The sequence below is a fragment of the Sporosarcina cyprini genome, assembly GCF_022048975.1.
In the GTDB taxonomy this organism is placed as follows: Bacteria; Bacillota; Bacilli; order Bacillales_A; family Planococcaceae; genus Sporosarcina; species Sporosarcina cyprini.
In genome coordinates this window covers 114,174-134,603 of sequence record NZ_JAKMHX010000017.1, presented here as the reverse complement: position 1 = coordinate 134,603, position 20,430 = coordinate 114,174, and the positions used below count along the sequence as shown (strand labels likewise).

The following is a 20,430-nucleotide window of genomic DNA, read 5'->3' as shown; positions in this document are numbered from 1 at the left end:
TCTACTCTTTAATAACCAATAAAGAGGATATATAATAATTATGACGAACTAACTTATTATTGGTGAGCAGTCTTATAAAGGTGGTGCCGGGATGAAAAATACGTTCTCACGATTTTTCGGAAATACAGAAAAAGAACCTGTTTTCCAGGAGAATGAGGAAGTTCCACAAGAGAAGGTCCAACAAGTAAATATAGATTTAATTCGCCCAAATAAATATCAACCTCGTACGATTTTTTCTGAAGAGAAGATTGAAGAACTTGCTCGTACGATTCATACACACGGTGTAATCCAGCCAATTGTCATTCGAACGGCGGAAAACGATGGCTATGAAATCATAGCAGGGGAGCGCCGTTTCCGCGCAATGAAAAAGCTGGGATGGAAAGAGGTTCCTGCAATTGTCCGGAATTTAGACGACAAGGAAACGGCTTCCATCGCTTTGATTGAGAACTTGCAGAGGGAAGAATTAACGGCGATCGAAGAAGCCTATGCCTATGAAAAACTGCTGGAGCTGCATTCACTCACGCAAGAAGCTTTGGCACAACGTCTAGGGAAAGGACAGTCGACGATCGCTAATAAATTGCGTTTGCTGAAATTGCCTGAAGAAATAAAAAGCAAAATTCTATCAAAGGAATTATCTGAGAGACATGCGCGCGCATTAATTCCTATTAAGGATAGTGAATTGCAATTACAAGTATTCCACGAGGCACTCGAGAAGCAGATGAACGTTAAACAATTAGAAGAACGAATTCAGCAGCTAATGAATCCTCAGGAAGAGACGAAGGAAAAGAAACGAGCTATCCCAAAGAGAAAATCGGTTAGCAAGGATGTACGGATTGCTGTGAATACGATACGGCAATCATTGTCTCTCGTTTCGAAAAGCGGAATTGACGTGAAAACAGAAGAAGAAGACTCCGAAGACTTCTATACAATCACGGTTAAAATCCCAAAGAAAAAATAAAATCTATCATACTATGACTCTCGTTGTCATTGCGAGATACTCTTGCTATCCGTGAGCAGGAGTTTTTTTGCGCGAACCGTTACCATGATAACTCTTTTTTTGTTAAACTAGTATAGAGTGAATTGCTGACTATTTAGCCTTTTGGATTTCATCCGTAATGAATTCATAAAATACGGATACAATTTCCAATATGTTAGACAAGAAATGGTTTATCATTCTGAACATGGAGTTGTACATTGAGTGAGAAAGCAGGTGCAAGCGTGGGAAAGATAATAGCGATCGCCAATCAAAAAGGTGGCGTCGGAAAGACAACCACTTCTGTTAACTTGAGTGCTTGCCTTGCACATATCGGCAAAAAGGTTTTATTGATTGATGCCGATCCACAAGGGAACGCAACAAGTGGGGTGGGTGTCAACAAGGGGGATGTCCATCATTGCATCTATGATATGTTAATAGATGACGTGAACATAAAAGAAGTAATTTATCCAACGAAAGTGGAAAACTTGGAAGTCATCCCGGCAACCATTTCATTGGCTGGTGCAGAAATTGAATTGGTTTCTACCATTTCACGTGAAGTACGTATGAAACACGCCATTCAAGATGCAAAAGAATCCTATGATTATATCATCATTGATTGCCCACCTTCACTCGGGCTGCTTACAATCAATGCATTGACCGCTGCGGACTCAATTATTATCCCAGTACAATGTGAGTATTATGCGCTTGAAGGGTTGAGTCAACTGTTAAGTACGATCCGTCTCGTGCAAAAACATTTAAACGAGAATTTACAAATTGATGGTGTATTATTGACCATGTTTGATGCAAGAACGAATTTAGGAATTCAAGTCATTGAAGAAGTGAAAAAATATTTTCAAGATAAAGTGTACAAAACAATAATTCCTCGAAATGTACGATTAAGTGAAGCACCGAGCCATGGGGAGCCGATCATTATATATGATTCCAGGTCACGAGGTGCAGAAGTATATTTAGAGCTGGCAAAGGAAGTGGTGCACAATGGCTAAAGGTCTTGGAAAAGGGTTAAATGCTTTGTTTCCTGAAGAATCCCTGTCAAATGCGGAAAAGATTGAGCACATCCGTTTGAAGAGTGTCAAAGTGAATCCATATCAGCCACGGAAATTGTTTGATGAATGTGCAATTGCAGAACTGAGCGACTCCATCAAAGAACATGGTATTTTGCAGCCGATCATTGTCCGGAAAGTGGGTACTTCCCATGAAATCGTAGTAGGGGAGAGACGTTTCCGAGCTGCGAAAATGGCAGGATTAGAGGAGATACCAGCCATCGTACGACAGCTCAGCGATGAAGAATCAATGGAAATGGCTATTCTTGAAAACTTGCAGCGCGAAGATCTAACACCAATTGAAGAGGCGGAAGCCTATCAAAAATTGATGGATAACCTGCAACTTACACAGGAACAGCTGGCGTTTCGTCTAGGTAAAAGTAGACCGCATATCGCAAACCATATCCGATTATTATCATTGCCGGATAAAATTCGTACGTACATCTCTCAAGGTAAATTATCGATGGGACATGGCCGTACATTATTGGGACTTCGAAAGAAAGAACAAATTCTTGCTGTTGCGGAAAGGACTTTAAAGGAAGGTCTAAATGTCCGCCAACTAGAAAGACTAGTTCAAAAATTAAATGAAGATGTTCCACGTGAAACAAAAAACGAAAAGAAAAAAGATATCTTTATTGCAGAACAAGAATCAAACTTGCGTGAATACTTCGGTACTAATGTTTCCATTAAGAAAACCAAAAACAAAGGAAAGATAGAAATCGAATTTTTCACGGAGGAAGATTTGGAGCGGATTCTTGAGTTGTTGAGTGAATAAATCAATACCTATTTTGCTTGAATGCAAAATAGGTATTCTTTTTAGAGTGAGATTATGTAATTTCGTAAATCCTGCGATGAAAGAGAGGACATCATGATTTTATTTGGCTCCATTACGAATGCATTATTAATTGTTCTAGGCGCATTCATCGGCAGGTTTTTAAACAATATTCCTGAGCGAATGAAAGAGACCGTCATGTATGGGATTGGACTGGCTGTAACGGCAATTGGGATTCAAATGACATTTGAAAGCACCCAAATACTGATTGTCATCACAAGTATTGTCGTTGGGGCTGTTATAGGCGAGTGGATGGATGTAGATGGAAAGATCAATCGGCTTGGCCAATGGATAGAAAAGAAGCTGCCGGCCAAAAAGGAAGGTCCAGGAGTCGCACAAGGGTTTGTAACGGCGACCCTCATTTTTGTAGTAGGTTCTATGGCGATCATTGGTGCCATCGACAGTGGATTGAGAAACGATCATGATGTATTACTTATGAAGGGAATCATTGACGGATTTACTTCTATTATATTAAGTTCGACGCTTGGAATTGGCGTGGCATTTGCGGCGATTCCTGTGTTGCTTTATCAGGGGATTATCACCCTATGTGCCACGCAAATCAGCCGTTTCGTGTCAGACGAATTACTTTCCTTTTTTATTTCGGAAATGACAGCAACAGGGGGATTGATGATTGTCGGGATTGGCTTGAATTTAATAGGCATCACGAAAATGAGAGTGGCGAACTTCATTCCTGGGATCGTCGTTGTCGCCATCATTGTGACGATCGTTCACTCACTACATTGAGTGGCGTCCGTAGGCAAGCTGAAGTGCTCGGGCAATAATGCGGCTCATCTCAAAGGATAGATGAAGACGGGTGCTCTGAAGGACCGCATGTTCCATGAAGCCTGAAATATTGACGACACCCTTGATGGACAAGTCACCGACTGCAGGCAGTTCTTTTCCGACTGCTTTTCCTGGATAGATAGGTCCGTCTTGAAATAATAAATGGCCGATCGACTCGCTTTTACCGAGGCAGGCGTCGATCGCAACGATGAAAGGAGAGGAATGTTCGTCCCTCGTCTTATCCAGATGCTCTTGTAAATTCAGGGCATGTAATGGGTTTTCCAATGTCCCGACAACAGGGAAGGGAAAAATCAAGGATTCGGATAAATGGGAGCCAGTCAAAGGTCCAAGTGCATCTCCGGTGGAACGATCAGTTCCAATACAATAGAAAATGAGAGATTGCTTGTCAAACGGAATATGTTCCAAAAAGAACGTGCTCAGTTTCCAGACGATGCCTGTCTCTTTGTAATGAATCCGATAATCAAATGAGGGTGATAAGGCGATGGACATTGGAAATCTCCTTTCGGTCAAATGGGGGAAGACGTTAAATCTCCGACCTTTTTATATAATTACTAATGGTGTAGGCAGTATACGCTAAATGAACTTAATTTATACGGTGAAAGGAGAGATTGAATGGCTGCCGGAGTAGGACAGACATTGACAATGCTAGAAAGACTAGAAAACTATATTTTAGACGAAGAGCTATGGATTGCCGTAGGAGGTCACGCATTAAAGATCTTATTCATTATCGTTTTAGCCGCAATCGTAGTGAGAATTGGGAAAATGGTGATTCGCCGTGTATTCGGTATCAAATTGAAAGGGCCGCTTCGAAAAGATACACGGCGCGAACAAACGTTATTGAGACTGCTGGAGAATGTATTATCGTATGTTGTTTATTTTTCAGCAATCATCGCAGTCTTAGCTGAATTTTCAATCGACCTAAAAGGGATACTGGCTGGAGCAGGGGTTCTTGGGTTGGCAGTCGGTTTTGGTGCGCAAAGCTTAGTGAAAGATGTGATCTCTGGCTTCTTTATTATTTTTGAAGATCAGTTTTCTGTTGGTGATCACGTGAAGATCGGCACTGCAGAAGGGGAAGTAGAAGAGATCGGGTTGAGGACAACGAAAATTAAAAGCTTCACAGGGGAGCTCACCATTTTACCGAATGGGAGCATCGCGCAAGTGGTGAACTACTCCGTGAAAAACTCTTTGGCTATCGTAGATGTAACCATTCCTTTTGAGCTCGGGATAGAAAAAGTGGAAAAGCTCATTACGGATTACTTGGCTGAGATGGCTAAAAACGATGAAGACTTGATTGTCGCACCAAGATTGGTTGGTGCACATGATTTTACGGATGCGGCTGTTATTGAGCGGATTTTGGCTGAAACGAAACCGATGCGTCAGTATGAAGTAACCCGAAAGATCAGTATCGGCTTGAAACAATACTTGGAGCAACAAGGTGTTGAAATACCTTATCCGACATTGGTGACCAAATTGAATGAAGCATAAAAGGAAAGGAGTTGGCGATAAGCATGCAGGACAAGCAGTTCGAAATGAATGATATCGTGGAGATGAAAAAGCCTCATCCATGCGGTCAGAACGCCTGGAGAATTATCCGGATGGGAGCGGATATCCGGATTAAGTGCGAAGGCTGCGGACATAGTGTAATGCTTCCGCGCAATGAGTTCGCCAAAAAGATGAAGAAAGTGATTGGAAAGGCAGAAATTTGAATCGATAATAGACAAGAACCTGATTCTGTTCCTATAATAGAGAAGTTGAATTGGACAAGAATTACTTGAAGTGCAGATATATGAAAGGTAGTGGAAAACCATGGCATTAACAGCCGGAATCGTCGGATTACCGAACGTCGGGAAGTCGACACTTTTTAACGCGATAACAAAGGCAGGAGCAGAAGCAGCCAACTATCCATTTTGTACAATTGACCCGAACGTCGGTATCGTAGAAGTGCCCGATGAAAGATTACAAAAATTAACAGAACTCGTCTTGCCGAAAAAGACAGTTCCAACTGCTTTCGAATTTACTGATATCGCTGGAATTGTAGAAGGAGCGAGCAAAGGGGAAGGGCTCGGAAATAAATTCCTTTCGCATATCCGGGAAGTGGATGCGATCTGTCAGGTCGTTCGTTGTTTTGCGGATGAAAATATTACCCATGTTTCTGGGAAAGTCGATCCAATTGCAGACATCGAGATTATCAATCTTGAGTTGATTCTGGCTGATATGGAAAGCGTGGAGAAGCGGTTGACTCGTGTTTCCAAAATGGCAAAGCAGAAGGATAAAGAAGCAATGGCGGAAGAGCCGGTTTTATTGAAATTAAAAGAAGCGTTCGAAAATGAAAAGCCGGCCCGTTCGGTTGAATTGACGCCGGAAGAATTTCAAATCATCAAAGGCATGCATCTTCTGACGATCAAGCCGATGCTTTATGTTGCTAACGTCTCGGAAGATGAAATTGCAGATGCTGATAACAATGAATATGTTAAAGCGGTGCGTGATTTTGCCAAGGGAGACAATGCGGAAGTGATTGTCGTCTGTGCAAAGATCGAGGAAGAAATGGCAGAGCTAGACGATGAAGAGAAAGCGATGTTCCTCGAAGAGCTCAGCATTAAGGAATCGGGTCTTGATCAATTGATTAAAGCGGCTTATAGCCTGCTTGGCCTTGCAACTTACTTTACGGCAGGCGTTCAAGAAGTGCGCGCCTGGACATTCCGGAAAGGGATGAAGGCGCCTCAATGTGCCGGTATCATCCATACCGATTTTGAACGTGGCTTCATCCGTGCTGAAACGGTATCATACGATGCACTCGTGGAAGCAGGATCAATGGCGGCTGCCAAAGAGGCCGGCAAAGTACGCCTCGAAGGTAAAGAGTACGTCGTTCAAGATGGCGATGTTATGCTGTTCCGCTTTAATGTGTAACGTATAGAAGGCAGTTGGTTTCATAATGAGAAGAAAAAGGGTTGATGCGAAATGTTCAGAAGGTATTCTGTACGGATCCCACTATTTGTTTTATGTATTGCCTTGCTGCGGCAAGTGATCGTGAACTGGGGAACAGCGACTCCCATCTGGTGGTTTCAAGGGTTCAGTTTGATCTTTTTCATTTTCGTATTGGCATTTTCGTTTAAGCCAATTCAAGCAGCATCAAGAGAGTGCAGAACAATAGAAAAATAATAAACCGGACAGGAAAACGTATTCGTCTCCTGTCCGTTTTTTGTGTTTAGATGGATTCGGGAGATTCCCCGATCATATCGCTGATGCGGCCGGGTTGATACAAATAGAGCTTGGGACGTTCGGGATCATCCTTTACCAGCCAGTCATCTGGCAATTTGCGCAGCTCCTTATACATAGCAAAGTCTCCTGCAGCGCCTCCAATCAGAAAAGCAGCCAGACCCACAAGAATGCCGCTCTCTATATATAATCCGATTAATCCAGGGACAATGCCTGTCGTCCAAAAAGGAAGCAGCAAAGCTTTCCTGATGGCGCTATTGGTCATTGGCTTGTCAGTCGTTGCATAGGCGATGCCCAGCTTCAAGTTTACGCCGACGACCATCCGCTTCCAAGGCACACCGCCAAAAATTCGGAAGCCAAGCAGATGAAATGCTTCGTGCAGGACGATCAAAGCCACATAGCCGATGATAAACAATAGAAGGCCCCATAAAGAGAAGGTAAACGAGAATCCCCCTTTTACTACAACGAGAATGGCGATAAACAGGATGAAACTGCCAATGGTCCAAAGAATGCCGCTCTTCGTCACTTTTGGAAGATCGATATCAATTACATGATCAGGCGCAGGCAACTCATTCATAACATCACTCCTTACGTAGAGTATATCAAATAATAGTTGATAAAAAGCTGTAGGCATGCTAAAATATGACGATGTGAGTAATAAAATTAAATTTACTTACTCCTTGCCCTTTGTAAATCAACGGGCCAAAGTCCATAAGGAGGTGACTGAAGATGAGAAAGTACGAAATCATGTACATCATCCGTCCAACAGTGGAAGATGAAGCGAAAAAAGCGTTGATCGAACGTTTTAACGAAATCCTTACTTCCAACGGTGCGGAAATCATCGAGTCGAAAGAGTGGGGCAAGCGCCGTCTTGCTTACGAAATCGACGACTTGCGCGAAGGTTATTACCAACTCGTTACTGCGAATGCAAAAACTGAAGCGATCGATGAATTTAATCGTCTAGCGAACATTAACGAAAATATCATTCGTCATATGGCTGTTCGTCTTGACAACTGATCCATATAGATTGACATAACCGTGACTGGGTAAAGTTCGAAACATGATGAGGGAGGTTGCAATCTGATGATTAACCGAGTCGTTTTAGTTGGCCGATTGACAAAAGATCCTGAACTCAAGTACACACAGAGTGGTATTGCGGTCACACGCTTTACACTTGCGGTGAATCGGGCATTCTCGAACCAATCTGGAGAACGGGAAGCTGATTTCATCAATTGTGTCACTTGGAGAAAGCAGGCTGAAAACACTGCTAACTTTTTGCGCAAAGGAAGTCTTGCCGGCGTCGAAGGCCGTATCCAGACGAGCAGTTTCGATGGACAAGACGGAAAGCGGGTCTTCATGACGGAAGTCGTGGCGGACAGCGTTCAATTCCTGGAACCGCGAAGTGCAAGTGCAGACCGGTCTGGAGCTGCCTATGGCGCACCTCAGAACGATCAGCCATATTATCAGAATCAGCAGCCGAACCAACAGTATCAACAATCCAATCAACAAAACTATACGCGTACTAATGATGATCCATTCTCGACAGGCGGCGGCCCGATTGAAGTATCGGACGACGACTTGCCATTCTAATTGGATGAACGTACGTAAAAGTGAGGAGGGAAAGCGATATGGCACCACGCCGTGGAGGTAAAAGAAGACGTAAAGTCTGCTATTTTACATCAAACAACATTACACATATCGATTACAAAGATACAGATCTACTAAAGAAATTCGTTTCTGAACGTGGAAAAATCTTGCCTCGCCGTGTAACTGGCACAAGCGCGAAGTATCAACGTAAGTTGACAACTGCTATTAAACGTGCTCGTATTATGGCACTTCTTCCATTCGTAGCGGAAGAAAGATAATTACAATTTTACATGAACCGCCTTGTGAAACCGGTCTAACTGGTGCGAAGGCGGTTTTTTTTTACTCTCTAAGAGAGTCAAGTATAGAGCTGGAAAGTCATCTCCTGCCAACTGGACGGGTTGGTAATTTTTCCAGGTCCCGGGTGTATCTTTTGCCGTTCCCTCCCTTTGGAGAAACAGATGCACTCATGATACAATTAGAAGGATGGGTCATCCTGCCCCTCTTGGGAGATGGGCCAATCATAGCGAATTGAATGGATTTCTTTCAGCAGGAAGAGTTCTATTATTGCTCCGGAGGAATGGAACATGCAAGATAGTGCACGGAAAATAACGTTTGGAGCGATGATGCTCGCCCTCTTTGCCATATTGCTTGCCGTTTCAACATATACAGTAGCAGGAGTCGTGACAACTTTTTTCATTCCGCTGCCGATTATTCTTTATAGGACACGAACGGATCGGACAGCTTCGATTATGCTGGCTGTGGCAGGTATTCTCATATCTTTGCTTATTGCTGGGCTTGTCACATTGCCGTTCGCTTTGCTTTACCTGATTATCGGGCTTTTGATCGGTGAGATGATTAGTTTGGGCAAAACAAAGCTCTATACATTTATGGCGACATCATTGACACTGCTCATACTCGGCATGCTGGCCTACGTGGCAGGAGTTTTTTTATTTCAAATCAATCTGGTCGATCGTGTATTGGCCATTATGGCAAGCTGGCAGAAACTGCTTCTTGAACTTGGCCCTCAGACGGGCAACATGTCCCGTGAATACAAGGAGATGGTTTACGAGTTTTTTGCTTTTTACCGGGTGACCATTCCGATGATGTTCATTGGTGGAGTTTTCATGTTCTCCTTTTTACTCATTACGTTTAACTTTATGCTGATGAGACGGATAGGAGTGAATGTCCCGCAATTTCCACCGCTCCGTAACTTGCGGCTGCCTGTCATCACTGTATTCATTTATGGGTTGCTGCTTTTATATTCCCTACTGGGCAAGATAGATGAAAGTTCGGGTATGTATATACTATTCGTCAATGCCATGCTCTTATTGAGGTTCCTCTTTCTTTTGCAAGGGTTATCGCTCATTCATTATTTCATGCATAGACTAAAGACAACTGGAATAGTGACGGCACTCATGATGTTCGCGGGTATCGTCTTGAGCCCTATTACAATTCTGCTTGGTTTATTTGACGTGGCGGCCAATGTACGATTATGGATTGACAAAGACCAGACGAGGTAAGGGGATGAAACAATGACTTCATTTTTTAGGAAAAGGGCAATCCGCTATCCATTGACAGCCTTATCTCTTCTGGGAGTCATGGCGGCCATACTGCTGTTCCTATACAACTTTTGGTTCGGGCTGTTCTTTACCGTGCTCTATGTAGCTGCCATCGCGAGCGCATGGAAAATTGAGGACCAAACTTATATAGAAACTGAAAAGCATATCGAGTCCTTGTCCTACAGAATGAAAAAGGTTGGGGAAGAAGCGCTGCTTGAGCTCCCGATCGGTATTATGCTGTTGAATGACAAACATGCCATCGAATGGGCGAATCCCTATGCGATGAAAGTTTTCCACAAAGAGACACTGGTCGGAGAGGATATTTACGATCTTTCCGATGATTTTCATCCGATTATTAAAAATGAATCGCCCGATCATGTGACTATTCACCTGGATGATGCTTCGTACAACGTCATTTATAAGGCGGAAGAAAAACTCATTTATCTCTTCGATGTGACCGAGAAGGTCGAGATGGAGTCGCTTTATTATGCAGACCGTACTGTACTGGGCATCCTGCTCGTCGATAACTATGACGAACTCGCCCAGACGATGGATGACCAGACGAGAAGCCAAGTGAACTCACTTGTCACTTCGCTCGTCAACAGTTGGGCAAATGAAAATGGCATCTTCGTCAAACGAATTGCATCGGATCGTTTCTTGGCCGTTTTCAATGAAGCTTCACTCGCTAAGCTGGAAAAAGCCAAATTCTCCATTTTGGATGATATTCGCGAGAAGACTGCAAAACAAAGCACCGGCATGACATTAAGTATCGGAGTCGGCACAGGATCAGGCTCGTTGACAGAACTTGGCGAGCTGGCCCAGTCGAGCTTAGACCTCGTTCTCGGACGCGGCGGCGATCAAGTGGCCATCAAACGTGCGGATGGCAAGTTGAAGTTTTACGGCGGGAAGACGAATCCAGTGGAAAAACGGACGCGTGTCCGGGCCCGGGTTATTTCCCATGCATTGCGCGACTTGATACAAGGAAGCGACAAAGTGTTTGTCATGGGCCATAAAATGCCTGACATGGACGCGATTGGCGCATCCATTGGGGTGCGGAAGATGGCACGGATGAACAATATCGAAGGGTATGTCGTCTACAATCCGGATGAGCTGGATGGCAGTGTCACTCGATTGATGATGGAAATTGAGTCGGATGAAGAGCTGCATACTCATTTCATCGAACCGGATGCAGCCTTATCGATGCTGACCGATAAATCGCTTGTCGTTGTTGTCGATACGCATAAGCCGAGCATGGTCATCGACGAGCGGCTCGTCGAACGGGCAGAAAAGCTCGTTGTCATCGATCATCATAGGCGCGGCGAGGAATTCATCAACAACACAATGCTCGTTTACATGGAGCCGTATGCGTCTTCCACTGCTGAGCTTGTTACAGAGCTGGTTGAATATCAGCCGAAGAACGAGAAGTTGACGATGCTCGAAGCGACGGCGCTGCTTGCAGGTATTGTCGTCGACACGAAGAGCTTCACATTGCGGACGGGATCCCGGACGTTCGAGGCGGCATCTTATTTGCGTACGAATGGAGCCGATACTGTGCTCGTCCAGCGGTTATTGAAAGAGGACATTTCCACTTATATTGAGCGTTCTAAACTGATTGAGACGGTTGAATTATCAAAGAGTGGAATTGCCATTGCCAAAGGACGGAATGATGTGACATACAACTCCGTATTGATTGCGCAGACCGCCGATATTTTGTTGACGATGCAAGATGTGATCGCATCCTTTGTCATCGCACCGCGTCCAGATGGGAAGATCGGCATCAGTGCTCGCTCGCTTGGTGAACTGAATGTTCAGCTCATCATGGAAGAGCTCGGAGGGGGCGGACATTTAACGAATGCCGCCTGCCAAATGACTGTAGATACGGTAGAGGAAGCGGAAGAATTATTAAAGACCGCTATATCCAATAAAGTAGAAAGGGGAAATTCAGAATGAAAGTAATCTTTTTGCAAGACGTTAAAGGAAAAGGGAAAAAAGGCGAAGTGAAAGAGGTATCTGTCGGATATGCGCAGAACTTCCTACTCAAAAACAAGCTGGCCGTCGAAGCGACGGCAGCGAATATGAGCCAATTGCAAGGCCAGAAGAAACGCGCTGAGAAAGATGCTGAGGCGGAACTCCAAGCAGCAAAAGATTTAAAAGCGAAAATCGATGAAATTACAGTTGAAATGAAAGCAAAATCGGGTGAAGGCGGCCGCTTGTTCGGTTCCATCACGACGAAGCAAATTGCAGATGCACTTGAGAAAACTAAGAAGCTGAAGGTGGACCGGCGCAAAATGGAATTGCCGGATGCCATCCGTTCCCTTGGTTATACGAATGTGCCGATCAAATTACATCCTGAAGTTACAGCTACGCTTAAAGTGCATGTAACGGAAGAATGATGGAAGGGACCTAATCAGAATGGACCGGATGATCGAACGGGTACCTCCCCATAACAATGAAGCGGAACAGTCAGTCATTGGTGCGATCTTCCTTGATCCGCAGGCGCTGATCACAGCGTCTGAAATCTTGCTGCCCGATGATTTCTATCGGACGGCACACCAAAAGATTTTTAATACAATGATCACGTTAAGTGATCGGGGACAAGCGATCGACGTAGTTACAGTGACCGAGGAACTGTCTGCCAAAAAGGAATTGGAAGATGTCGGCGGTATTTCTTATTTAACTGAGATTGCCAATGCAGTTCCGACCGCAGCGAACATTGAATACTACGCCAAGATTGTGGAGGAGAAAGCACTTCTCCGCCGCTTGATCCAGGTGGCCACTACGATTGTGGAAGATGGTTTCACAAGGGAAGACGAAGTGGAAACAGTATTGGCGGAAGCCGAAAAGAAAATGATGGAGGTCTCCAACCGGAAAAACTCAGGAGACTTCAAACATATTAAAGACGTTCTCGTCGATACGTATGACAATATCGAATTGCTTCATACAAGACGTGGCGAAGTAACTGGGATACCAACGGGCTTCCGGGATTTGGACAAGATTACTGCTGGATTCCAGCGTAACGATCTGATCATCGTAGCGGCCCGTCCATCTGTCGGTAAGACGGCCTTCTCCCTGAATGTGGCGCAAAATGTAGCGACGAAGACAGATGAAAACGTAGCCATCTTCAGTTTGGAGATGGGCGCGGATCAGCTCGTCATGCGTATGCTGTGTGCGGAAGGGAATATCGATGCTCAGGTGCTTAGAACCGGGAACCTCGAAGCGGAAGATTGGCGGAAGCTGACGATGGCGATGGGAAGCCTCTCAAATGCGGGAATTTTCATCGACGATTCGCCTGGTATCAGAATCAATGAAATCCGTTCCAAATGCCGTCGGCTGCAACAGGAGCACGGACTCGGCATGATCCTGATCGATTATTTGCAGTTGATCATGGGAAGCGGTCGGTCTGGAGAAAACCGGCAACAGGAAGTTTCCGAAATCTCTCGTTCTCTTAAAGCGCTCGCGCGTGAATTGAAAGTGCCGGTCATTGCCCTTTCCCAGTTATCCCGTGGCGTCGAACAGCGGCAAGATAAACGTCCGATGATGTCCGACTTGCGGGAATCAGGGAGTATTGAGCAAGATGCCGATATCGTAGCCTTTCTCTACCGTGAGGACTACTATGATAAGGAAACAGAGAATCAGAATATCATTGAAATCATCATTGCCAAGCAGCGTAACGGCCCGACAGGCACGGTGAGTCTGGCATTCGCGAAGGAATATAATAAGTTCTTGAATATTGACTGGAGCCAGCATCAGGCCCCCGCATTTTCAGGATAACTACCAAACCGCAGGATACATCGAGACAGCTTCTCGAGAGTCCTGCGGTTTTTCTATTAGTTATTTACCTTTAAATGGTAATAACTAAGATTAATTGGTTGGAATAATACAAATACATTACAAAAAAGGACAAACGAACAAGAGATAGATTGCTTATGTTAAATTAGAGAAGTGTGAAAAAAGTAGGAGTCGTTATGTAAGAATCGACTTCTTGTTGATAGATGGAAGGAGTCTTGTAGGATGAAACGCAATGCGGAGACGGGAAGCAGTAAAAGCCCATTCCAAATGAAACATCGATTACTAGAACCAATACATAAACTTTCAATACTGGCCATCCTGTTATGCGGGTGGGGTTTGACGGCAGGCCATGCTTCAGCAAATGACGAAGGCAGCCTTCATACGGTCTACCATGTCTATACGAATGGAACCTATGTCGGAATGATTGAGGATAAGGAAAAGCTTGATCGGCTGAAAGAGGCGAAGATTAAGGAAGTGGCGGCTGACTTTGGGAATTTGCCATTAACGATCGGCACTGAATTATCGATTGTTCCCGAGAAAGTGTTCACGGCAGGTACAGAAGAACAGGCCGTGTTTGATAAATTGGATGAAGTGCTAACCGTCCAATCAGAAGCTGTCGGTGTCCAAATCGGTGGGAAGACGGCTTTCTATGTAAAAGATAAACAAGCTTATGATGAAGTGCTTCGACAGTTGAAGCTGCAATCTGTAACAGAGGCGGAACTTGCTGAGTTTGAAGCACGCACTACCTCTGAACAACCGATACCCGATTTGAAGGAAGATGAAACAAGAATTTCTGAAATCGTTTTCAGTTCAGACGTACAGCCGATGGATGGTTTGGCCGATCCAGAGGACGTATTAAGTGTAAATAAAGCATTGAAGCTATTAAATAAAGGGACGCTCGAAGAGAAGAAGTATAAAGTGCAATCCGGGGACGTGCTGGGCTCCATTGCGGTTGCCCATAATCTATCCACGGCTGAATTGCTAACATTAAACCCATCCCTGAATGAAGACACACTCCTTCATGTCGGAGATGAATTGAATGTTACTGTTCTGGAACCGTTTGTAACTGTCGAAGTTCATTACGAAGCAAAGCAAATGGAACCGATCGCCTTCAAAAAAGTGACCGAAGAGGACGACACGGCGTTCAAGGGCGAGGATCACGTGAAACAACAAGGGACTGACGGTAAAAAGATGGTAACGCGGTTAATCCGCAAGCAGAACGGAGCCGTTGTCGGTACTTCCATCACCGAGGAACATGTCCTTCAAGAACCGGTCGATGAAGTGACGGTTGTCGGAACGAAAGTAATTCCTTCCAGAGGAACAGGAGAATTTATTTGGCCGACTGTCGGAGGATATGTCTCCAGCCAGCGTGGCTACCGATGGGGCCGGGTACATGAAGGAATTGATATTGCCCGCCCATCCTCACGTGATATCCTTGCTGCGGACAATGGAGTCGTAACGGATGTAGGGTATCACAGCACCTATGGAAACCGAATCGTCATCACACATAATAATGGCTATGAAACCTTGTATGCGCACCTCTCATCCATCGATGTGAAAGTGGGACAAACAGTGCCGCAAGGATCTAAAATCGGTGTCATGGGCTCAACAGGCCGCTCAACAGGCATGCATCTTCATTTTGAAGTGTTCAAGGGCGGAAGCAACATCAATCCTTTATCTGTGCTAGAATAATAAGAGGACAACAGGGACGGACACCGCATGCGTGTCCTCCTTTTTAATTTGTTCCGACATCCATTGTCGTTTAGTGGCGAAGTTTGATGAAATATTCCCCGGGAAATACTAGAGAAGGGAACTAGACAGCAAGCCTATGAATGGCAATGATTAGAGCGTGCGAATTCATTGCAACAATGATAGAGTAAACTATAAGAGAGCATCGCCAACTGGCGGGAAAGGGTAGGGGCCATGCAAGATAAGACAATTTTAGTTGTAGATGATGAAAAACCAATTGCAGATATTATAGAGTTCAATTTGAAGAAGGAAGGGTTTACCGTCCACTGTGCTTATGATGGAGAACAAGCATTGGAAAAGGTGGAGGAAATCCAGCCGGATATCATGCTGCTCGACATTATGCTTCCAAAGCGCGACGGCATGGAGGTATGCCGGGAAGTCCGGAAGAAATACGATTTCCCGATTATTATGCTGACTGCCAAGGATTCGGAGATCGACAAGGTGCTCGGTCTGGAGCTTGGCGCAGATGACTATGTAACAAAACCATTTGGAACACGTGAATTGATCGCAAGAGTAAAAGCGAACTTGCGCAGACATTCCAAAGCTGCTTCCGAAGAGCAGGAAGAGGTGTCCAACGATATCGCTGTCGGCAGTCTAGTCATTCAGCCGGACGCTTATTTAGTACAAAAAAGAGGCGAAACGATTGAATTGACACACCGGGAATTCGAATTGCTCCATTACTTGGCGAAGCATATCGGCCAGGTGATGACACGGGAGCATTTGTTGCAAACGGTTTGGGGCTATGATTATTACGGTGATGTGCGAACAGTGGATGTAACAATCCGCCGGCTGCGTGAGAAGATTGAAGATACGCCGAGCCATCCGACATGGATTGTGACAAGGCGAGGGGTCGGATATTATTTGCGTGACCCAGAGCAGGAGTAACCAATGCAAAAGGTCGGTTTTTTCCGCTCCATCCATACAAAGGTCGTCCTGATCTACATCATGCTTATCATCATTGCGATGGAAGTGATCGGGCTTTATTTCGCCCGTGAGCTGGAGCATGCACTGAAGACAAACTTTACGACTTCCTTAGAGGATCGGTTGAATCTAGTTGCATTCAGTGTGCGTGAAGAATTATTAAAAGAACGGTCCGCGGACGATCCGAATTCTGAAAAGAACAGTCTTCGGACCGTCCTTTCGGGTTTTACTTCGGAAGATATTAATGAAATACGGGTAATCAATGCAAAGTATAAGATTTTGGCGACATCAGTGCTCGAAAATCGTGGGTTGGAAAACCAAACGATGAAAGAGGACATTGTCCGAAAAGCGATGACGACCGAAGCGGATGTGGATTCGACGAATCTGGATCCAAGGAATAGAAAACGGGTTTTCGTCAAAGTGAAGCCGATCATGGACGGCAACGAAATCTTAGGGACGCTTTATGTCGAGGCAAATATTGAAAAAGTATATAAGCAAATCGATGAAATCAACCAGATCCTCGCAGGAGGGGTAGCGGTATCCCTGACGATTACTATTATCATCGGTATATTTATCGCCCAGACCTTCACAAGGCCGATTTCCGATATGAGACGCCAGGCGCAGGCGATGGCCAAGGGGAACTTCTCGAGGAAGGTTCATGTCTATGGCAATGATGAAATGGGACAGCTCGCGATTGCTTTCAACCATCTGACAAATCAGCTTCAGGAATCGCAGTCGACGACCGAGAGTGAGCAGCGCAAGCTCGCTTCGGTCCTAGAAAATATGACCGACGGCGTCATATCGACCGATCGGAAAGGGCGCATCAGCCTGATCAATGACTCTGCGTTGATGATGCTGCGTGTAACCCGCGACGTCGTATTAAATCGACCGATTACGAGCGTTCTCGGCTTAGAACAGGAATACGCCTTCGAGGATTTGATTCAGATGAAGGAATCGATCGCCCTTGATTTCAGTACGGAAGAACAGCCGTATATTCTGCGTGCGACCTTCTCTGTCACCCAAAGGGAAACAGGCTTTGTGAATGGATTAATCGTTGTGCTTCATGACAATACCGAACAAGAGAAGATTGATATGGAGCGAAGGGAATTCGTTTCGAATGTCTCCCATGAATTGCGGACGCCGCTCACAACGATGAGGAGCTACTTGGATGCGCTGGCGGATGGCGCATGGAAAAGCGAAGATATCGCACCGAATTTCTTGCGCGTCACCCAAACAGAAACTGAGCGGATGATCCGGCTCGTCAATGACTTATTGAAATTGTCCCGGATGGACAGCAAAGAATATGAATTGGATACGGAGTGGGTGGAGTTCAATCATTTCTTCAACTCCATCATTGAACGTTTCGAATTCTCCAAGTCTCAAAATGTCCATTTCAAACGATTGCTGCCGAGGGAAGATCTATTTGTCGAGATTGACCCAGATAAGCTGACGCAAGTCATCGACAATATCATTTCCAATGCCCTGAAATATTCGCCAGATGGTGGCGACGTCCGTTTTGGTGTGACGACGTCCGGAGATTTCATTAAAGTGATGATTTCCGATGACGGCATGGGTATCCCGAAAGCGAATGTCACCCGGATTTTTGAACGTTTCTACCGCGCGGATCGAGCCAGATCCAGAGCGATGGGCGGGACAGGTCTTGGACTTGCCATAGCAAAGGAAATGATCAATGCCCATGGCGGAGACATTTGGGCGGAAAGTGAAGAAGGGAAAGGAACGACCATCTTTTTCACACTACCTTACGAACAACAACAAGAGGACGGTGAGTGGGGTTGAAATATATAGAGCCGATCAAATCGATCGTCTTGTTGCTGCTCGTACTTTTAAGTATCGCGTTCACGTTCTCCATCTGGACGTATACGCCCAATTATGACCCGATTGAACCAACATCAACCGTCGATACATCGATCGCCAAACAGCTGTCGATCCGGGAACTGGTCAAGCCGTATAAATTGATTGTCCATTCCGAAACGGGGCTAAAAGGGACGATGGAAGAAAAAGAGATCGATGTATTTCTATATGAAATGTCTCATTGGCGAGTGACGGAGTTTTCCAAGTCACCTCAAGAAATGAACCAGAAAAAGTTTAATGAGTTTTTAAGTGAACCAAACCGCATGACACTATTTTTCGAAGGGAATGTTCCCCTGCCAATCTATGATGTCCTCTTGAACATAGAGGAACCGAATCTTCCAGAGGCTACCTTCGATCGGATCGTCGTGGAATGGTATGCCTCGGAGAATAATTTCAAGGTGCACTTCATCAATCATTTGACGGGAGACCATTATCAGGGAAAAGTCATCGCGGATGAATTCTTGAATTCCTATAAAGTGATCGCTCTGGACAGCAAGGATTTGCCTGATTATGAGAAAGTGAGTACGAGTGATCAGCAGTATATCGCTGTTCCTAGCCAGCCGGTCGTTCTAAAGGAGAAGACATTCTTTCAGCAGGAAGTAAGCCCAACACGGTTCCGCAATGCATTATTTAACGATCCCAATGCGGTACGCAGGAGCCCGGTCGATTCCAATCACGAGGAGTATGGCGACAACGTGGCCAAAATGATTGTGGATACGGAAAAGAAAACGTTGAATTTCGTTCATCCGGATGCCCAAAACACGAATCCTGCAGCTCCTTCCGAGCTATTCAAGGATGTGCTCGATTCCATCAATGAGCATGGTGGCTGGACCGATTCATACCGATTCGTTTATATGGGGCAACGTTCGCATTATGTGAAATTCCAATTATCCATGGACGGGTTGCCCGTGCATAGTAGTGATTCCTCCGGAGTGACTGAGATCACCGTGAACTACGGAGTCAATCGAATTCAACAATACAGCCGGCCGTATTATACGCTGGATGAATGGTTGACGGAGGATGAAGTAGAGCTGGCTTCCGGCACAGATGTAGCGGAGACGATGAGACATGCCAATAAGTCGGAGTTCAAAAATGTAGTGGATCTCACTTTAGGCTATACGATGCGGCATGACACGGAGCGGCAGCTATACATTATGGAGCCAGGATGGTTTTATTTATCCAAACAAAAATGGATCCGTTATTCACCTGAACAGTTTGGAGGTGAGCCGATTGGATTGGAATAAAACCAAAACGATTTTTATCGTCGTTTTTTCAATACTGAACATATTTCTATATACCCTTTACTTTAAACAACGTTCAGATGCCCAAAATGTGGCGCTGATCGGTAGGACGTCTATTGAAGAGGTATTGAAACAGGACAATATAACGTACGATATTCCACAAAACGTGAAAACCAAATCGTCCTATATTTCCGCTAAAATTGCTACCTTTTCAAAAGACGAACTGGAAGGATTGAAAGATCAATCCATCGTGCTCTTAGAGAATGATACAATGATCCAAGCCAAGCTAACAGCGGATCTGGCAGTGAAAGATGCAAATAAGCATTATCAATTTGATCACTTTCTAGCGAATTATGTATATGCCGGAAATGAATATACCTTATGGGAAGTCAATGAAACCGAGCAGAAGGCGGTCTTCTTCCAAGTGGCAGGAGAGGAGCCGATTTATTTCAGCCCAAATGCCATGCTCACCGTCTATTGGGACGATGAGGGGAATATTACGGGCTATACACAAAAGATGCTGAAGAGCTTTTCGAATTATAACCATAAAGATTTATTGACGCCTGTAGAAGCAGTCGGTTCTCTCGTAACAAGAGGCTATGTTAAACCGGATTCTAAAGTTCGTGAAGTGAAGCTCGGTTACTCGACGCTTGTCCAATTACAGGAAACTCAAGTATTTGCCCCGACATGGAATGTTCATGTAGAATTGAAAGATGGAGAGATGGAAGATCACTTTATTAATGCGATTGAAGGAAAAGTAATAGAGTTCCATCTTGATCCGCCTCAAGAAACAGAGGACCCGGAAGTCGAAGAAGAGTAAGGA

Annotated in this window: 21 protein-coding genes; 19 read left to right on the top strand and 2 right to left on the bottom strand. The window is 44.8% G+C overall.

What is annotated here, in order from left to right; translation table 11 throughout:
• The first annotated feature begins 91 nt into the window (after window positions 1-91).
• The 4 genes from noc (at window position 92) to L7D49_RS05465 (ending at window position 3,613) form a co-directional block, all read left to right on the top strand.
• Window positions 92-958 carry a nucleoid occlusion protein gene (noc, locus tag L7D49_RS05480; protein ID WP_238079816.1) on the top strand — a complete coding sequence of 289 codons (867 nt, stop codon included), beginning with the start codon at window positions 92-94 and terminating at the stop codon, window positions 956-958.
• Between the two features lie 260 nt (window positions 959-1,218).
• Window positions 1,219-1,980 (top strand): ParA family protein, encoded by a 762-nt coding sequence (locus tag L7D49_RS05475; protein ID WP_238079815.1) that lies wholly within the window; start codon window positions 1,219-1,221, stop codon window positions 1,978-1,980.
• Complete coding sequence (locus L7D49_RS05470) at window positions 1,973-2,812, top strand: ParB/RepB/Spo0J family partition protein (RefSeq protein WP_238079814.1); 840 nt, start codon at window positions 1,973-1,975, stop codon at window positions 2,810-2,812. Before L7D49_RS05475 ends, L7D49_RS05470 begins: the two co-directional genes overlap by 8 nt.
• Window positions 2,813-2,905: 93 nt before the next feature.
• The gene (locus tag L7D49_RS05465; RefSeq protein WP_238079813.1) at window positions 2,906-3,613 is read left to right on the top strand and encodes a DUF554 domain-containing protein; all 708 of its coding nucleotides are present in this window, start codon (window positions 2,906-2,908) and stop codon (window positions 3,611-3,613) included.
• Here the strand turns inward: L7D49_RS05465 and yyaC are convergent.
• Entirely contained in the window at window positions 3,605-4,162 is a 558-nt protein-coding gene (gene yyaC, locus L7D49_RS05460; RefSeq protein ID WP_238079812.1) for a spore protease YyaC, read from the bottom strand. The two genes, L7D49_RS05465 and yyaC, sit on opposite strands and share 9 nt — an antisense overlap.
• A 123-nt stretch (window positions 4,163-4,285) precedes the next feature.
• Between yyaC and L7D49_RS05455 the strand changes: the two genes are divergently transcribed.
• From L7D49_RS05455 to ychF, 3 genes are all read left to right on the top strand, one after another.
• Window positions 4,286-5,158, top strand: coding sequence for a mechanosensitive ion channel family protein (locus L7D49_RS05455; RefSeq protein ID WP_238079811.1), 873 nt, complete (start codon window positions 4,286-4,288; stop codon window positions 5,156-5,158).
• A 23-nt stretch (window positions 5,159-5,181) separates the two neighbouring features.
• On the top strand, window positions 5,182-5,379 hold the full coding sequence (locus L7D49_RS05450; RefSeq protein WP_238079810.1) for a DUF951 domain-containing protein: 198 nt from the start codon (window positions 5,182-5,184) through the stop codon (window positions 5,377-5,379).
• Between the two features lie 100 nt (window positions 5,380-5,479).
• Window positions 5,480-6,580: a redox-regulated ATPase YchF gene (gene ychF / locus L7D49_RS05445; protein ID WP_238079809.1), complete on the top strand. Its 1,101-nt coding sequence runs from the start codon at window positions 5,480-5,482 to the stop codon at window positions 6,578-6,580.
• 298 nt (window positions 6,581-6,878) lie between these two features.
• On the opposite strand, the gene L7D49_RS05440 is transcribed toward ychF, so the two are convergent.
• Complete coding sequence (locus L7D49_RS05440; protein WP_238079808.1) at window positions 6,879-7,466, bottom strand: DUF3267 domain-containing protein; 588 nt, start codon at window positions 7,464-7,466, stop codon at window positions 6,879-6,881.
• Window positions 7,467-7,618: 152 nt separating this feature from the next.
• On the opposite strand from L7D49_RS05440, the gene rpsF reads away from it, so the two are divergent.
• From rpsF to L7D49_RS05380, 12 genes are all read left to right on the top strand, one after another.
• The gene (gene rpsF, locus L7D49_RS05435; RefSeq protein WP_238079807.1) at window positions 7,619-7,906 is read left to right on the top strand and encodes a 30S ribosomal protein S6; all 288 of its coding nucleotides are present in this window, start codon (window positions 7,619-7,621) and stop codon (window positions 7,904-7,906) included.
• 66 nt (window positions 7,907-7,972) lie between these two features.
• The gene (gene ssb, locus L7D49_RS05430; RefSeq protein ID WP_238079806.1) at window positions 7,973-8,479 is read left to right on the top strand and encodes a single-stranded DNA-binding protein; all 507 of its coding nucleotides are present in this window, start codon (window positions 7,973-7,975) and stop codon (window positions 8,477-8,479) included.
• Between the two features lie 38 nt (window positions 8,480-8,517).
• A complete protein-coding gene (gene rpsR / locus L7D49_RS05425) occupies window positions 8,518-8,754 on the top strand; it encodes a 30S ribosomal protein S18 (RefSeq protein WP_147059474.1) in 237 nt (78 codons plus the stop codon).
• A gap of 306 nt (window positions 8,755-9,060) precedes the next feature.
• Complete coding sequence (locus tag L7D49_RS05420; RefSeq protein WP_238079805.1) at window positions 9,061-9,996, top strand: DUF2232 domain-containing protein; 936 nt, start codon at window positions 9,061-9,063, stop codon at window positions 9,994-9,996.
• Window positions 9,997-10,008: 12 nt separating this feature from the next.
• Window positions 10,009-11,985: a DHH family phosphoesterase gene (locus L7D49_RS05415; RefSeq protein WP_238079804.1), complete on the top strand. Its 1,977-nt coding sequence runs from the start codon at window positions 10,009-10,011 to the stop codon at window positions 11,983-11,985.
• Window positions 11,982-12,428, top strand: coding sequence for a 50S ribosomal protein L9 (gene rplI / locus L7D49_RS05410; RefSeq protein ID WP_238079803.1), 447 nt, complete (start codon window positions 11,982-11,984; stop codon window positions 12,426-12,428). The genes L7D49_RS05415 and rplI overlap by 4 nt, the downstream gene beginning before the upstream one ends.
• Window positions 12,429-12,447: 19 nt before the next feature.
• Window positions 12,448-13,806 carry a replicative DNA helicase gene (gene dnaB / locus L7D49_RS05405; RefSeq protein WP_238079802.1) on the top strand — a complete coding sequence of 453 codons (1,359 nt, stop codon included), beginning with the start codon at window positions 12,448-12,450 and terminating at the stop codon, window positions 13,804-13,806.
• Between the two features lie 240 nt (window positions 13,807-14,046).
• Window positions 14,047-15,516, top strand: a complete 1,470-nt coding sequence (locus tag L7D49_RS05400; RefSeq protein ID WP_238079801.1) for a peptidoglycan DD-metalloendopeptidase family protein — start codon at window positions 14,047-14,049, stop codon at window positions 15,514-15,516.
• A gap of 231 nt (window positions 15,517-15,747) precedes the next feature.
• Entirely contained in the window at window positions 15,748-16,458 is a 711-nt protein-coding gene (gene yycF, locus L7D49_RS05395) for a response regulator YycF (RefSeq protein ID WP_238079800.1), read from the top strand.
• Window positions 16,459-16,461: 3 nt separating this feature from the next.
• Window positions 16,462-18,291 (top strand): cell wall metabolism sensor histidine kinase WalK, encoded by a 1,830-nt coding sequence (gene walK, locus L7D49_RS05390; protein WP_238079799.1) that lies wholly within the window; start codon window positions 16,462-16,464, stop codon window positions 18,289-18,291.
• Complete coding sequence (locus L7D49_RS05385) at window positions 18,282-19,610, top strand: YycH family regulatory protein (protein ID WP_238079798.1); 1,329 nt, start codon at window positions 18,282-18,284, stop codon at window positions 19,608-19,610. Before walK ends, L7D49_RS05385 begins: the two co-directional genes overlap by 10 nt.
• Entirely contained in the window at window positions 19,597-20,427 is an 831-nt protein-coding gene (locus tag L7D49_RS05380) for a two-component system regulatory protein YycI (RefSeq protein ID WP_238079797.1), read from the top strand. Before L7D49_RS05385 ends, L7D49_RS05380 begins: the two co-directional genes overlap by 14 nt.
• Window positions 20,428-20,430 lie beyond the last annotated feature (3 nt).